Raw genomic sequence first — 14,158 nt, 5'->3', positions numbered from 1 at the left:
GGCGCCGCCGGTCAGTCCGGCGGCTCGGGGAGCTTGTCCTCGCCCTCGTCGCGGTTGGCCCGCAACTCGTTGATGCCCGCGTTGCTGCTGCCACTGGCCGGTGTGTCGGCCGAGGGCGGCGTGTCGGTGGTGAACTCACCGGTCTCCGGGCCGCCGGTGACATGCTGATCCGTCTCGGAACCCGCTCGTGGATGGTGTGTCATGCCCCGATCAGTACCCGTCCGCGGGCGCCCGGAACGTGCCGGCTCAGGGCAGACCGGCGGCATGCTTCCGCCCGGAGCGAGGCCCTGATGCGTGTCGGGGTCTGCCAGACACCGGAGATCCTCGGGGACGTGCCGGCCGCGCTCGAGCTGGTCCGGTGGTTCGCCGCACGAGCCGACGACGTCGACCTGCTGGTCTTCCCGGAGTGTTTCCTGCAGGGCTACACGGTCACGCCCGAGCACGTGCGCGCTTTCGGCCGGCCGGCCGACCTCCGGCTCGACCTGCGGCCGACCGTCGTCCTGGGCATGATCGAGCGGCAGGGCGACCGCTACTACAACACGGCGGCGGTTCTGCGGGGCGGGCGCACCGTCGGGGCGTACCGGAAGACGTTCCTGACCCGCGGCGAGAGCGTCTTCACGGCGGGCACGGACTACCCGGTCTTCGACTGCGCTGGTGTTCGCTTCGGCATCAACATCTGCTTCGACGCGCAGTACCCGCACGCGGCGGCGGCCGTCGCGGCCCGCGGCGCGCGTCTGCTGGTGCACCCGGCGCAGAACATGATGCGCCGGGAGAAAGCCCACCGCTGGCGGGACCGGCACAACGACCTGCGCCGCAAGCGGGTGCTCGAGACCGGCCTGTGGATGGCCTCGGCCGACGTCACCGGCGAGCGCGGCGGCACGCATCTCGGTTTGGGACCGACCTGCGTCCTCGATCCGGCCGGCGAGGTCGTCGCGCAGGTGCCGCCGGGCGTCGTGGGGATGGCCGTCGCCGAGATCCGGTGAGGCTGCTCAGGTGGCGGCGCGGGCCGCCTGGTCGGCGATGAGATCGAGCGTCGCCTGCCGCAGCGGCTCGCCGTTGGTGTACACCGAAGCCCCGGGGCCCGGCCGCAGGCGGCCGTTGATCCCGCTGTAGCTGCCGCCCGCCTCCTGCACGATCAGCGACGTCGCGGCGAAGTCCCAGATCTGGCCGCCCGTCTGCACCGCCAGGTCGAGGTCGCCGCGGGCGACCATCAGCGCGGGGTGGATCGGCCACGGCAGCGCGGGCGTGAGCTCCTTGATCGGCGCCACCAGCTCGCGCCCCCACGCCTCGGGCACCACCCCGAGGCGGCACCCGGCCACCGCGCCCGGCCCGGCCGCGACGAGCACAGGCGTCTCGGCGACCACCCGGCCGCCGACCACCCGGCCCTCGAACGCGCCGCCGCCGCGGGTGGCCCACCAGACACTGCCCTGCGCCGGGTGCGCGGCCACCGCGGCGACCACGTCACCGTCGATCTCGAGCGCGATCAGGATCAGCCACCGGTTGTCGCCGGCGACGAACAGCGCCGTCCCGTCGATCGGGTCGATGATCCAGCGACGCCCGGCCGAACCGGTCTGCCCCTCCTCCTCGCCCAGGATCGCGTCACCGGGCCGGGCCGCGGTCAGCACGTCACGGATGGCCGACTCCACGGCCCGGTCGGCCGCGGTCACCACCGAACCGTCCGCCTTGACCTCACGGGGCAACTCGGCCAGCGCCTCGAAGTGCGGCAGCGCCACCGCCGCGCCGACCAGCGCGGCCCGCTGCGCGAGCTGAAGATCAGTCTCCACGATCGCCATCCTCCCTCCGATCGACAGCCGCCGGAGGCGACTCGCCGACCATGTCACCCCAGCCGGTTGAACGCCCGGCCAAGCCCACCCGAACGGCAGCCGCTGTCTCAGCCCGGAACCGAGGCGGTCACCAGGACGGCATGCTGACGGACGTGGAAGGCCCCGTCCGCGGCCACCCGGGCCGCGACGGTCTCGCGGACACCCGCCTCCTGCTCCGGCGTGAGCGGCGCGCGCCCCTGGCTGGCCAGATAGCGCAGCACCGGCTCGACGCCGGGGATCGCCAGCCCGCCCGGGTAACGCTGCACCCCGACGCCGGTGAAGAACCGGCCGACCCGCTCGGCGACGTTCTCGGCCAGGACCCCGTTGTGCACCCGCGGCGTACGGCCGGGCAGCAGCTCCTGGATCTCGGCCAGGTGATCGCCCCCGTTGACCGACACGGCGAGCCGTCCGCCGGGCCGCAACACCCGGGCGAACTCGCGCAGCCCCGCGTCGGGATCGTCAAGGTGGTAGAGCATGTGGTTGGCGACCAGACCGTCGAAGCGGCCGGCGGCGAACGGAAGGGCGGTGGCGCTGCCCCGGACGACCGACGCCCCGGACACACCGCGCAGCCGTTCACACATGGCGGGCGAGAAGTCCACCAGCGTGAGGCGGGCCGGACGAGCGGCCCGGGTCCACAACGCACCCGTGCCGGCACCCACCTCGACCACGTGCCCGTCGAGCGGAAGCCGCTCGGCCGCCCAGGCGTACCAGTCCTGCGGGTTGACGCGGTGGTCGTAGATCGCTATCCGGGCGGACAGGTTGGCCGTCGTCGACGCGTACTGGTCGACGGCGTGGCCGGCCGGGGTGCTCACAGACGGACCAGCATCTTGCCGGTGTTCTCGCCCCGCAGCAGACCCAGGAAGGCGGCCGGCGCGTTCTCGAGCCCGTCGACGATCGTCTCGCGCGCCTCGATCCGGCCGGCGCGCACCCACGGGCCCACCTCGGCCAGGAAGTCCGGCATCCGGCGGCCGTGGTTGCCCACGATGAAGCCGCGCAGGTTGAGCTCCTTGCCGATCGCCGCGGACAGATTGCGCGGCCCGGCCGGCGCGGACGTCTCGTTGTACGCGGCGATCGCCCCGCACATCGCGACCCGGCCGTACTTGGTGAGCGACCCGATCGCCGCCTCCAGATGGTCACCGCCGACGTTGTCGAAGTACACGTCGATACCGTCCGGCGCAGCCTGGCGCAGTTGTTTGCGGACCGGCTCGTCCCGATAGTTGAAGGCCGCGTCGAACCCGAGGTCGTCGACCAGGTGGCGCACCTTCTCGGCCGAGCCGGCGCTGCCGATCACCCGCTTGGCCCCGCGCAGCCGGGCGATCTGCCCGGCCACACTGCCCACCGCCCCGGCCGCGCCCGACACGAAGACCGTCTCACCCTCCTGGAATTTCGCGATGTCGAGCAGTCCCACATACGCCGTCAGGCCGGTCATACCGAGCACCCCGAGATACGTCGACAGCTCCCCCGCCGCCGGGTCGACCACGCGGGCCCGGGACGCCTCCACCACCGCGTAGTCCCGCCACCCCAGACCATGGACGACGTACGCCCCCACCGGCACGTCGGGCGACCCGGAGGCCACCACCTCACCGACCGCGCCGCCCTCGAGCGGCTTCCCGAGCTCGAACGGCGGCACGTACGACTTCGCGTCGTTCATCCGCCCCCGCATGTACGGGTCCACCGACATGAAGACGTTGCGGACCAGCACCTCCCCCGGCCCCGCGGTGGGCGTCGGCACGTCGGCCAGCTCGAAGGTCTCGTGTGTGGGCCACCCGTCCGGCCGGGCAGCGAGCCGAATCTCTCTCACAAGGCCCTACGGTACGGTGCGGCGTGGCCCGTACGATCCCCACCGCCGGCCTGACGGCGGCTCAGCGTACCGAGATCCGCCGCCTGCTCGACGCGGCCTTCCTCGGCACCTTCAGCGACGACGACTGGGACCATTCCCTGGGTGGACTGCATTTCGTGGTCGAGGAACGCGGCGTCATCGTCGCCCACGCCGCCGTGGTCCAGCGCAGCTTCGTCCACGGCGGGCGCGCCTGGCGATGCGGCTACGTCGAGGCTGTTGCCGTCGACGCCGACCGGCGCGGTCAGGGGTTCGCGGCCGAGGTCATGGACGCGGCGGAAAGCGTGATCGACCGGGCCTACGACTTCGGGGCGCTGTCGGCCTCCCATGCGGGGCGCGGTCTGTACGTCGCCCGGGGCTGGCTGCCGTGGCGCGGCCGGACCGCGGTCCTGGCCCCGACGGGCCTGACGCCCACCCCCGAGGACGACGACAGCACCTTCGTCCGTCTCGTGCCGGACGGGTCCGAACTGGATCTCGACGGCACCCTGGCCTGCGACTGGCGCAACGGCGACGTCTGGTAGCCACGAACCGCTGCCGTCTCGTGCGGCGTCGGCCCCGCCCTATGTTGCAGCCGTGGGCACACCGCCTTTGGCATCCTAGGAGGCTAGGATCCTATTCTGCCGGCTGGAGCCGCAGCGAACCGTCACGCCCGCGACAGCTCCCTCGCCGGCGAGGGCCCCCCCTCGGGAACGACACCCCGCCCAGCGCCGACCCGAAATGAACGCTGCCGTCCGCCCGCTCCTCGTACAGATGCAGATCGAGTCGCAGACGCTCGCCGTCGTGCAGCACGAAGTTCCACGGCCGATCGCCCGGCCGGGGGTGGATGCGGTCGATCCCTGACGAGGACAGCCCGGTGAAAGCCTGTTCCAGGTGGTCGGCCGGCCAATCGAACCGCCCTCATCGCGCGGGTCGGCCCCCATCGCCGGGTCGGCGCATCTCGAGGACCAGCTCATCGTGGATCTCGATGCCGTGGTCGCCGACCAGCGGGATCGTCGGCTTGAGCCGGCGGCCCTCGTCCACCGCGCCCGGCACGACCGCGACGATCCGCAGGCCACGACGCTGATAGAAGCGCAGCGCGTCGAGGTTGTCGTTCGTGGTGATCAGCCACAGGCGGTCGGCACCCGCGGCCCACGCCCGCTCGGCCGCGGCGGCCAGCAGGGCGGTGCCTGCACCGGCCCGCGGCACCACCGCGTCGAGCGTGACAACCTCAAGACCGTCGTCGCCGATCACATAGGTGAGCAGGCCGACCGGCTCGCCCTCCGACCAGGCCAGCAGGGCCGGCAGCTCAGCCGCGTCGTAGCGCACCCCGTGCGCCACGACGACGGTGGAGCCCCACGAGCCGGTCAGCAAAGCGACGACGGTCTCGCGCTCCGCCGGTCCCGCCTCCCGCACGACGACCTCGGCCATGGCGGAGATCCTAAACCGCCGGCAGGAACGGCCGGAAATGCGCGGCGACCTCGTCGGCGATCACTTCCGCGGGCCGCGATCCGTCCACCTCGATCACGGGCATGCCGAATTCCCGCGCGCGTTCCACCGCGTCCCGGGCGAGCAGCCGGTCGCGTTCGATCCGATTGCGGGCAGCGAGCTCAGGATCGCTCACCCGGTGTCCTAGAGACCCGGCCCGGGGCAATTGGGCGGCCTGTCGCAACCGCCACTCGTCGGTGGGCACAAGCACGACCATCCGGGCCGGGTCGGTCACGGCCGCGACCAGCTCGGGCCGGCATCCCCAACCGTCGACCACCACCGGTCGCGAGGTCACGAGTCCGCTCAGATCATCGAGCACCCACCGGAACCGCTCCGGGAAGCCGGCCAGCACGGTCGCGGCCATCTCGGCCGGCGAAGGCCCGATCCAGACCGATTCCCAATCCGTCTCGGCATAAGGCTCGCCCCGGCGGGCCCGGGCCGCGATCCGCCGGTCCTCGTGTCCGCGCGCGGCATGGAAATCGTAGTGATAATGCGTCACTCCCAGCCGGTCGACGAGAATCCCGGCCACCGTCGTCTTTCCGGCCCATTGGCCGCCACAGATCCACAGAGCATTTCGAACAGTGCCGTCCGGAGTCCATTCCACGAGAAAAAGCTGCCCGTTTCGTACGGGATTTTCAAGTCTTGTTCTTTTGCCGCCGCCGTGATTAATTAACCTGAGAGCGCGGATTCGATGCAGAGGACCTATGCATAGGTCGCTTGCCGCCCGATCCGCTCCGCCCCTAGCGTCTCCGCCATGGCTGACAAGAACACGGTCGTCCTGAGCGACGCCGCGATGATGCGGGCGATGGCCCACCCCCTGCGCATGGGCATCGTCGGCTCGCTGCGGCTCGACGGCCCGGCCACCTCGGCGATCCTGGCTCGCCGGCTGGGCACCGACTCCGGTCAGACCAGCCACCACCTGCGCCTGCTGGCCCGGCACGGTTTCGTGGTCGAGGCGCCCGAGCAGGGCCGCGGCGCGCACGGCCGGGAACGCTGGTGGAAGGCGGCCCACGCCACAACTCTGTGGACCGATGCCTCGCAGGAGGACGCCGCGGCCGTCACTCGTGCGTCGCGCGCCCTGTACGACCAGGTTGTCGACCAGTTCCTCGCGGAGGCGGCGCATCAACGCTGGAGCCCGGAGTGGTCCGCCGCCGCGGCCAGCTCGGACTACCCGGTCCGGACGACCCCGGCCGGCCTGGAACGGCTCCGCGAGCGGATCGCCGAGCTCATCCGCGAGGCCGACGATCCCGGACCCGGCGCCGAGACGGTTCTGGTCGTCCTGCACACCTATCCCCGACGGACGCAGCGGTGACAAGCCTGGGGCGCAACCGCGAGTTCAACCTCCTGTGGACCTCGCAGTCGCTGTCCGACCTGGGCGATGGCATCGCCTCGCTGGCCCTCGCGTTGCTTGTCCTGACCAAGACCGGCTCCCCGGTCAGCGCCGGCCTCGTCGGCACCGCCACGGAGGCCGCGCGTCTGCTGTTCCGGCTGCCCGCCGGGGTGCTCGTCGACCGGGTCGACCGGCGCCGGGCGCTGCTCGCCGCTGATGCCGTACGCCTGATCGCCTTCGCCGCCCTGACCGCGTCCGTGCTCACCGGCCGGGCCGGGCTCGCGCTGATCCTGGCGGTCGCCGTCGTGGACGCGGCCGCGAGCGCCGTCTTCTCGACCGCCGAGGACGCGTCGCTGCGCAGCATCGTGCCCGTCGAGCAACTCCCCGCCGCGGTCGCCCGCAACGAGGCCCGTTCCTACGGCACCGCGCTGGCCGGACCGCCTCTGGGCGGCCTGCTCTTCGGCCTGGGCCACGCCGTGCCGTTCGCCGCCAATGTCGTCTCGTCCCTCGTCTCGATCATCGCCGTGTCCTTCATCCGGAAGCCGTTGCAGGCGCAGCGGGAAGACAAGCCGCAGGCGTACGGGGCAGCGCTGGCCGAGGGCATCCGATTCGTCCTCACCCACCCGTTCCTGCGGGCGGCGATGCTGGTGGCCGCGCCGCTCAACTTCGCCATCACCGGCGTCATCTTCACGGTCATCGTCTCCCTGCAGCGCCAGGACACCGCCCCCGCCGTCATCGGCCTGACCGAGACCATCGTCGCGGCGGGCGGCCTGCTCGGCGCGTTCGCCGCCCCCGCCATTCAGCGCCGCGTGGGCCTGGTGCCGCTGGTCCGCACCCTGTGCTGGGCCGCCGCCGCCCTGCTGGCCACCGCCGCGCTGCTCAGCTCCGGCCTCGCCGCCGCGATCCCCGTGGCCCTGACCGTCTTCCTGGGCCCGGCCGGCAACGCCGCCCTCTTCGGCTATCAGGCCGCCATCACCCCCGACCGCCTCCAGGGCCGCGTCATCAGCGTCATCATGGTCGCCGCCACGTCGCTGGCCGCCTCGGCGCCGCTGGTGGCCGGTGCGCTGCTGGCCTGGCAAGGCCCCACCACCGCGATCCTGTTCTTCGCCGCCGCCGTAGCCGCGTCGGCCCTGACCGCCACCCTGGGCACGGGCCTGCGCTGGACCGAGCACCCCGAGCCCGCCACCGTCGCCTGACGGCCGAGCCGGTTCGCCTCGACAGACCTTCGGGTACGCGTCTCCGCTCAACCGAGCGTCCCGGCGCCCACCGCTTCACCGGGCACTCTTGCCGCACCCGGCTTACAAGGACCGAGCATCCCGGCGTCCTTTACCGGCGACGGGTAGCGGCTTGGACGGCCGGCGTGCGGCTCGACGACGCGGCTCGAACGACGGCGCCGGCGATCAGCAGGCAGACGACGAGCCCGAGAGCCAGCCCGGCCGGCTCGTGCACCGTCCACTGCGGAATGTCCCGCGACGGCACGACGACAGCCCCCACAAAGGCGCCCAGCAGGCCCAGATACGACCCGATCATGAACTGTCTGTGCGCCTCGACGCGATGGGTGACGGCAGCCCACAAGCCGATCGACAACGTCACGAAGGTGAACGCCGACAGCCCGTGGATCCAGCTGAAGCGCCCCGGACGCAGCTCCTGGATCGCGAACGAGCTGAGGATCGTCCAGTACATAGCGCCGACCCAGACCCGCCCGATCCAGCGGTGCGGCCGGTTCCCCTTGGGCCGTCGGGCCAGGTTGTACGCCCCCAGCGCCATCGCAACGGTCGCTCCTCCGGCATGCAGCACGATAACGGCGTTATTTGCCATAACACCGTTATAGTGGCGGACGTGCCGACAGTCAATGGACCCGAGCTGACCGTCCGCCTGGTCGACGAGGCGGCCCGGCTCCTGGGCGAGCAGGGCCCGGCCGGTTTGTCGCTCCGCAAACTGGCCGCCCAGGCCGGTGTGTCGACGATGCCGGTGTACACGCTCTTCGGCGACAAGAACGGCCTGCTGGGCGCCATGCACCGTGAGGGATTCCGGCGGCTCGGCGCGGCCCTCGACGCGGTCCCCCACACCGACGAGCCGCTGACCGACCTCACCGAGCTCGGACTGGCCTACCGCCGCGCCGCCCTCGAAAGCCCCCACCTGTACGGCTTGATGTTCGGCCGGATCGTCCCCGAGTTCAGCCCCGGCGCCGACGACCGCGCGGCCGCCGACCTCTCCTATCAGCCCCTGGTAGCCGGGGTCGCCCGCTGCCAGGCCGCCGGCGTCTTCACCGACGGCGACCCACAGCGCATCGCCCTGCACCTCTGGGCCGTCTCACACGGCATGGTCAACCTCGAGCTCAACGGCCAGCTCCCCCCGATAGCCGACCCGCAGCAGCTCTACCTCGAAGCCCTCGACTACGCCGGCCTGCCGTTCCTGACCTGACCCCGTCCGCACCCGCCGGAGGCCTCGACCTCCAAGCCCCTCAGCCACGCCGAGCCACCTGTTTGGAACGACCTCCGGACCTCTACCTCCAAGTCCTCAGCCACGCCGGCCTCCCGTTCCCGGGCCGACCTCATCGCGCACCCGGCGGAGGACCTTCCGGGCGAGCCGGCAACGCGGCCGCGCGCCGCTCGAGGAAGGCCCGCTCCGCGGCGTTCCCGGCCAGATCCCGAGCCTTCCCGTACGCCTCGGCGGCTTCCGCGACCCGACCCAGCCGGCGCAGCAGATCAGCCCGGACGACGTGCCACACGTGGTGCCGTTCGAGTCCGTCGAGGTCGTCCACGATGGCCAGCGCCATCGCCGGGCCGTGCACCTCGGCCACGGCCACCGCCCGGTGCAACGCGACGATCGGCCCACCGGCGAGCGCGGCCAGGTGGTCGTAGATCCGCAGGATCTGCGGCCAGTCCGTCTCCGCCGCCGTGGCCGCGTCGGCGTGCACCGCGTTGATGGTGGCCTGCAGCTGATACGTGCCCGGGCGACCGCGACGCAGACAGTCCCGCAGCAGCGCCTGACCCTCCGTGACGAGCGCGCGGTTCCATAACGTACGGTCCTGGTCCGACAGTGACACGGCGTCACCGTCGGCCGTTGTCCGTGCGGGCCGCCGAGCCTCGACCAGCAGCATCAGCGCGAGCAGACCGCGCGCCTCCGGCTCGTCCGGCATGAGCGCCACCAGCAGCCGGGCCAGCCGGATCGCCTGGTTCGCCAGATCGTCGCGGGTCAACGCCGGCCCGGCCCCGGCCGCATACCCCTCGTTGAAGATCAGATAGAGCACCGAGAGCACCGCGCCCAGCCGGTCGGGCAACTCCTCGTCGCGCGGCACCCGATAGGGAATCCCCGCGTCCCGGATCTTGCCCTTGGCCCGCGACAACCGCTGCCCCATGGTGGTCTCCGGCACCAGGAACGCCCGCGCGATCTCCACGGTCGTGAGCCCACCGAGCAGCCGCAACGTCAGCGCGACCCGGGCCGCCGGCGCCAACGCCGGATGACAACACGTAAAAATCAGCCGAAGCCGGTCGTCCACCACACCGCCGCCCTCCTCTCCGCCCACAGCCGACTCCAGCCCGCCCTCAGCAGCCCCCGGCCGCTCGACACGGCCCGCCGCATCCCATCCAGCCCGAGCCGCCGCATCCCTTTCGACGCGAGCCACCGCCGCATCACCCGCAGCGCCGGTCGCCGCCGCATCACCCCCGGCCCGAGCCACCGCCGCATCACCTGCAGCGCCGGCCGCCGCCCCGTCCTCTTCGGCCCGAGCCGCCAGGGCCCCTTCGACGCGAACCACTGCCGCCTTCTCTCCGGCTCGGGCAGCCGCGTCCCTTTCGGCTCGAGCCGCCAGGCCCCGTTCAGCCGGTGCCGCCGAGGTCCCGTCGGCGCGAGCCGCCGCGTCCCGTTCGGCGCGGGCCACTGCCGCATCCCAGCCAGCCCGAGCCGCCGCCATGTCGTCGTCGGCGTGGGCGGCCGCCGCATCCCACTGGGCGCGCGCCGCCTCCGACTCGCGCTCCGCGCGGGTCCTCTCGCGACGGACGCGGTCGAGCGCCCGGTTCCGCGCCGTGGTGATGATCCAGCCGGCCGGGCTGGCCGGGATGCCGTCGCGGGGCCAGCGGAGCACGGCCGTGACGAAGGCGTCCTGCACGGCTTCCTCGGCGACGTCGATGTCACCGAAGTGCCGGATCAGGACCGCGACAGCCCGGCCGTACTCCGCTCGGAAGATCCGCTCGATCTCGGTCATGCCCGCCGGTTCTTCACCACGCGATCGGCCGGACCTCGATCGCGAGCGGCGCCAGCACGCCCGCCAGGCGGCTGCCCCAGCTCAGCGCCTCGTCCAGGTCTGCCGCCTGGACGATCGTGAAACCGCCCAGGTGTTCCTTGCCCTCGGTGAACGGGCCGTCCGTGAGCAGTGCGTCGCCGTCCTTGTCGCGGATGACGGTCGCCGTCGACGGCGGATGCAGCCCGGCCGCGAACACCCAGGCGCCCGCAGCCTTCATCTCGTCGTTCAGCTTCCCGAGCTCCGCCATGATCGGTTCGAGCACGTCCGGCGGCGGCGGGTTTCCGTCGGGCTGATAGATGCTGAGCAGATACTGCTTCATCGTTCCTCCTCGTGATCGGTGTCTCGCCACCTACACGAACGAGGATCCCGTTCTTCGACACCCTCGCAGAATTTTTCGCCAGAAATCAAGGCCCCGAAACACGGCCAACGACGAGACCCGCGAACCTCGAGACGCGCGAACGTCGAGACCCGCGAACGTCGAGACCCGCGAACGTCGAGAACCCTGATCCGCCGCCACGCCACCCTCACAACGCCGACCCGCCGACGGCGAAGCTCTGCGCCGCGGGGCGGACGAGGCGGGGCGGGGCGCGCGAACAACAACACCGCCGGCGCCGGCTCCGGCTCCGGACCCCGAACGACGAGACCCGAGACCCGGCACGAGCCGCTGTCACATGCCGGCGTGGTAGGCCAGCACCCCCCGGTTGATCGCCGTGATCGCCTTGCGGGCCGTGTCGCGCAGCTCCTGGGAGGCGGCCGACGCCTCGCGGAGCTGGCCCAGCAGGTCGAGCACCTGCCGCGCCCAGCGGACGAAGTCGCCCGCGGGCATGTCGGCGTCGTAGTTGTGGCCGCTGGCGAGCACCTTGGCCAGCGGCTCGCCCCGCGCCCAGCGGTACATCGGCCACACGAAGCCGGGATCGGGCTCACGGGTCAGCGTCAGCCCGTGCTCGGCCTCGTCGCCGGCGATGTCGGCCCACAGCTTGCCGCACTCGTCGACCGCCTCGGTGATCGCGCCCTTGGGCACCGAGGCGCGGTCGTCGCTCTCGCGGCGCGACTCGTAGAGCACCATCGACACGGCCGCGGCCAGCTCCTCGGGGTCCAGCCCGTCCCAGACGCCGTGCCGCAGGCACTCGGCCACCAGCAGGTCGGCCTCCGACCAGATGCGGCCCAGCATGCGGCCGGTCTCGGTGACGTCGCCGGTCTCGGTCAGGTAGCCGCGGTCGGCCAGCACCGCGCACACCTCGTCGAACGTGCGGGCCAGCGAGCCGGTGCGGCCCGCGACCTTGTCGCGCAGGGCGTCGGTGTCGCGCTGCAGGCGGTGCCGGCGCTCGGCCCAGCGGGCGTGGTCCTCGCGGTCGGGGCAGGCGTGACACGGGTGCTGCCGCATCTGCATCTTGAGCAGGGCGATCTCGGCGTCCTCGCCGGTGTCGCCGCCGCGCGAACGGCGCCGGCTGCTGCCGTGCCGGTCGTGGCCGGTCGCGCTGACCTGGGCGGCCAGGTCGCGGCGGGCGGCGGGCGAGCGCGGGTTGAAGTGTTTCGGCACGCGGATGCGCTCGAGCACCTCGGCCTCGCCCGAGAAGTCGGCCGGGCTGACCCGGCCGGCCCACCTGTCCTGGGTGAGCACCATCGGGCGGGGCTCGCCGAAGCCGCCGGTCGGCGCCTCCAGCACCACGGCCAGGCCGGCGCGGCGGCCCTGGGCGACCCGGATGACGTCGCCGACGCGCAGCCGCTCCAGCGAGGTGACCACCGCGGAGCGGCGTTGCGACGCGCCCTGACGGGCGATGGCGCGTTCCCGGTCGGCGATGGCTATCCGGAGGGCGAAGTACTCGTCGAAGTCGCCGTGGTGGCAGGCCTCGTCGTTCGCGTACGTCTGCATGGTCTCGACGTTGCGCTGCACCTGGCGGGCCAGGCCGACCACCGAGCGGTCGGCCTGGAACTGGGCGAACGACGACTCGAGCAGCTCACGGGCCTTGTCGGCCCCGACCGTGCCGACCAGGTTGACGGCCATGTTGTAGGAGGGCCGGAACGAGGACCGCAGCGGGTAGGTGCGCGTGGAGGCGAGCCCGGCCACGTGCCGCGGGTCGACCTCGGGGCTCCACAGCACCACCGCGTGGCCCTCGACGTCGATGCCGCGACGGCCGGCCCGGCCGGTGAGCTGGGTGTACTCGCCCGGGGTGAGGTCGACGTGGGCCTCGCCGTTGAACTTGACCAGCCGTTCGAGCACGACGCAGCGGGCCGGCATGTTGATGCCCAGGGCCAGCGTCTCGGTGGCGAACACGGCCTTGACCAGCCCCCGGACGAAGCACTCCTCGACCGCCTCCTTGAAGGCGGGCAGCATGCCGGCGTGGTGGGCCGCGATGCCGCGCTCGAGGCCGTCGAGCCACTCCCAGTAGCCCAGGACGGACAGGTCCTCGCGGGGGATGCTGGCCACCTTGGCCTCGGCGATGCGGCGGATCTCGGCGCGTTCCTCGGCCCCGGTCAGCCTCAGCCCGGCCGACAGGCACTGCTGTACGGCGGCGTCGCAGCCGGCCCGGCTGAAGATGAACAGGATGGCCGGAAGCAGGTCGGCCCGCTCGAGCCGGTCGACCACCTCGGGGCGCGGCGGCGGCTGCCAGCGGCGCCCGCGACCGCCGCGGCCGGGGCCGTGCGCGCGGTCGGTGAACTCGAGCCGCCGTTCCATCTCCCGGGTGTACCGCAGCAGCTCGGGGTGCACGTCGTGCTTCTTGGCCGCGTCGGCGTCGTGGAACAGGTCGAACATCCGCCGGCCGACGAGCATGTGCTGCCAGAGCGGCACGGGCCGGTGCTCGCTGACCACGACCTCGGTCGTGCCGCGCACGGTGACCAGCCAGTCGGCGAACTCCTCGTAGTTGCTGACCGTGGCCGACAGCGACACCAGGGTCACCGAGGCCGGGAGGTGGATGATCACCTCTTCCCAGACCGCGCCGCGGAACCGGTCGGCCAGGTAGTGCACCTCGTCCATCACGACGTAGGCCAGGTTCTTCAGCGCGGACGAGCCCGCGTACAGCATGTTGCGCAGCACCTCGGTGGTCATCACGACCACGGGGGCGTCGCCGTTGATGGCGTTGTCGCCGGTCAGCAGGCCGACCTGGTCGGGGCCGTAGCGCTCGACCAGGTCGTGGTATTTCTGGTTGGACAGCGCCTTGATCGGCGTCGTGTAGAAGCACTTACGCTCGCCGGCCCGCAGGGCGAGGTGGACGGCGAACTCACCGACCACCGTCTTGCCGGCACCGGTGGGGGCGCACACGAGCACGCCACTGCCACGTTCGAGCGACTCGCAGGCGGCTCGCTGGAAATCGTCCAGGTCGAAGCCGACGTCGAGCATGAAATCCTCGAGCGCCGGAAACTCGGCCACCCTGGCCGCCCGCCGCTGGGACTGCGCATACCTCTCGGCGGGACTCGTCATGACCACAAGGCTAGTCCGGACGTATGACAAGAAGCAG

15 protein-coding genes are annotated in these 14,158 nt (G+C 72.3%); 5 read left to right on the top strand and 10 right to left on the bottom strand.

What is annotated here, in order from left to right; translation table 11 throughout:
• Positions 1-11: 11 nt before the first annotated feature.
• Positions 12-203, bottom strand: a complete 192-nt coding sequence (locus HJC40_RS36375; RefSeq protein ID WP_250008022.1) for a hypothetical protein — start codon at positions 201-203, stop codon at positions 12-14.
• Between the two features lie 87 nt (positions 204-290).
• On the opposite strand from HJC40_RS36375, the gene HJC40_RS36370 reads away from it, so the two are divergent.
• Positions 291-983, top strand: a complete 693-nt coding sequence (locus tag HJC40_RS36370; RefSeq protein ID WP_250008021.1) for a carbon-nitrogen hydrolase family protein — start codon at positions 291-293, stop codon at positions 981-983.
• A gap of 6 nt (positions 984-989) precedes the next feature.
• Here HJC40_RS36370 and HJC40_RS36365 read toward each other — a convergent pair whose 3' ends face one another.
• The 3 genes from HJC40_RS36365 to HJC40_RS36355 form a co-directional block, all read right to left on the bottom strand.
• On the bottom strand, positions 990-1,793 hold the full coding sequence (locus tag HJC40_RS36365; RefSeq protein ID WP_250008019.1) for an inositol monophosphatase family protein: 804 nt from the start codon (positions 1,791-1,793) through the stop codon (positions 990-992).
• A gap of 98 nt (positions 1,794-1,891) precedes the next feature.
• Complete coding sequence (locus HJC40_RS36360) at positions 1,892-2,635, bottom strand: methyltransferase domain-containing protein (RefSeq protein ID WP_250008018.1); 744 nt, start codon at positions 2,633-2,635, stop codon at positions 1,892-1,894.
• The gene (locus HJC40_RS36355; protein ID WP_250008017.1) at positions 2,632-3,624 is read right to left on the bottom strand and encodes an NADP-dependent oxidoreductase; all 993 of its coding nucleotides are present in this window, start codon (positions 3,622-3,624) and stop codon (positions 2,632-2,634) included. The genes HJC40_RS36360 and HJC40_RS36355 overlap by 4 nt, the downstream gene beginning before the upstream one ends.
• Before the next feature lie 23 nt (positions 3,625-3,647).
• Between HJC40_RS36355 and HJC40_RS36350 the strand changes: the two genes are divergently transcribed.
• On the top strand, positions 3,648-4,181 hold the full coding sequence (locus HJC40_RS36350; protein WP_250008016.1) for a GNAT family N-acetyltransferase: 534 nt from the start codon (positions 3,648-3,650) through the stop codon (positions 4,179-4,181).
• Between the two features lie 376 nt (positions 4,182-4,557).
• Here HJC40_RS36350 and HJC40_RS36345 read toward each other — a convergent pair whose 3' ends face one another.
• Both HJC40_RS36345 and HJC40_RS36340 read right to left on the bottom strand, forming a co-directional pair.
• Positions 4,558-5,067: a GNAT family N-acetyltransferase gene (locus HJC40_RS36345; protein ID WP_250008015.1), complete on the bottom strand. Its 510-nt coding sequence runs from the start codon at positions 5,065-5,067 to the stop codon at positions 4,558-4,560.
• 10 nt (positions 5,068-5,077) lie between these two features.
• On the bottom strand, positions 5,078-5,653 hold the full coding sequence (locus HJC40_RS36340) for a hypothetical protein (RefSeq protein WP_250008013.1): 576 nt from the start codon (positions 5,651-5,653) through the stop codon (positions 5,078-5,080).
• A gap of 225 nt (positions 5,654-5,878) precedes the next feature.
• On the opposite strand from HJC40_RS36340, the gene HJC40_RS36335 reads away from it, so the two are divergent.
• Both HJC40_RS36335 and HJC40_RS36330 read left to right on the top strand, forming a co-directional pair.
• Positions 5,879-6,436, top strand: a complete 558-nt coding sequence (locus HJC40_RS36335) for a helix-turn-helix domain-containing protein (protein ID WP_250008012.1) — start codon at positions 5,879-5,881, stop codon at positions 6,434-6,436.
• Positions 6,433-7,650 carry an MFS transporter gene (locus HJC40_RS36330; protein WP_250008011.1) on the top strand — a complete coding sequence of 406 codons (1,218 nt, stop codon included), beginning with the start codon at positions 6,433-6,435 and terminating at the stop codon, positions 7,648-7,650. Before HJC40_RS36335 ends, HJC40_RS36330 begins: the two co-directional genes overlap by 4 nt.
• A gap of 130 nt (positions 7,651-7,780) precedes the next feature.
• On the opposite strand, the gene HJC40_RS36325 is transcribed toward HJC40_RS36330, so the two are convergent.
• Complete coding sequence (locus HJC40_RS36325) at positions 7,781-8,272, bottom strand: DUF2306 domain-containing protein (RefSeq protein ID WP_284044226.1); 492 nt, start codon at positions 8,270-8,272, stop codon at positions 7,781-7,783.
• Between the two features lie 21 nt (positions 8,273-8,293).
• On the opposite strand from HJC40_RS36325, the gene HJC40_RS36320 reads away from it, so the two are divergent.
• Positions 8,294-8,878: a TetR/AcrR family transcriptional regulator gene (locus tag HJC40_RS36320; RefSeq protein WP_250008009.1), complete on the top strand. Its 585-nt coding sequence runs from the start codon at positions 8,294-8,296 to the stop codon at positions 8,876-8,878.
• Positions 8,879-9,008: 130 nt separating this feature from the next.
• Here HJC40_RS36320 and HJC40_RS36315 read toward each other — a convergent pair whose 3' ends face one another.
• The 3 genes from HJC40_RS36315 to HJC40_RS36305 all read right to left on the bottom strand — a co-directional run bounded on the left by HJC40_RS36315 (position 9,009) and on the right by HJC40_RS36305 (position 14,121).
• A complete protein-coding gene (locus HJC40_RS36315; protein WP_250008007.1) occupies positions 9,009-10,661 on the bottom strand; it encodes an RNA polymerase sigma factor in 1,653 nt (550 codons plus the stop codon).
• Between the two features lie 13 nt (positions 10,662-10,674).
• The gene (locus HJC40_RS36310) at positions 10,675-11,019 is read right to left on the bottom strand and encodes a YciI family protein (RefSeq protein ID WP_250008006.1); all 345 of its coding nucleotides are present in this window, start codon (positions 11,017-11,019) and stop codon (positions 10,675-10,677) included.
• A 348-nt stretch (positions 11,020-11,367) separates the two neighbouring features.
• Positions 11,368-14,121 carry an RNA helicase gene (locus tag HJC40_RS36305; protein ID WP_250008005.1) on the bottom strand — a complete coding sequence of 918 codons (2,754 nt, stop codon included), beginning with the start codon at positions 14,119-14,121 and terminating at the stop codon, positions 11,368-11,370.
• Between the last annotated feature and the right edge of the window lie 37 nt (positions 14,122-14,158).

Source organism: Actinoplanes sp. M2I2, from assembly GCF_023544445.1.
Lineage (GTDB): Bacteria > Actinomycetota > Actinomycetes > Mycobacteriales > Micromonosporaceae > Actinoplanes.
Note: the sequence above shows the minus strand (reverse complement) of the source record. Positions and strands in the feature narration are given on the sequence as shown.

Coding starts and splice junctions, on each gene's coding strand:
- HJC40_RS36325 (WP_284044226.1), bottom strand. CDS start 8,272: ATGGCAAATAACGCCGTTATCGTGCTGCATGCCGGAGGAGCGACCGTT.
- HJC40_RS36375 (WP_250008022.1), bottom strand. CDS start 203: ATGACACACCATCCACGAGCGGGTTCCGAGACGGATCAGCATGTCACC.
- HJC40_RS36370 (WP_250008021.1), top strand. CDS start 291: ATGCGTGTCGGGGTCTGCCAGACACCGGAGATCCTCGGGGACGTGCCG.
- HJC40_RS36315 (WP_250008007.1), bottom strand. CDS start 10,661: ATGACCGAGATCGAGCGGATCTTCCGAGCGGAGTACGGCCGGGCTGTC.
- HJC40_RS36345 (WP_250008015.1), bottom strand. CDS start 5,067: ATGGCCGAGGTCGTCGTGCGGGAGGCGGGACCGGCGGAGCGCGAGACC.
- HJC40_RS36335 (WP_250008012.1), top strand. CDS start 5,879: ATGGCTGACAAGAACACGGTCGTCCTGAGCGACGCCGCGATGATGCGG.
- HJC40_RS36310 (WP_250008006.1), bottom strand. CDS start 11,019: ATGAAGCAGTATCTGCTCAGCATCTATCAGCCCGACGGAAACCCGCCG.
- HJC40_RS36365 (WP_250008019.1), bottom strand. CDS start 1,793: ATGGCGATCGTGGAGACTGATCTTCAGCTCGCGCAGCGGGCCGCGCTG.
- HJC40_RS36305 (WP_250008005.1), bottom strand. CDS start 14,121: ATGACGAGTCCCGCCGAGAGGTATGCGCAGTCCCAGCGGCGGGCGGCC.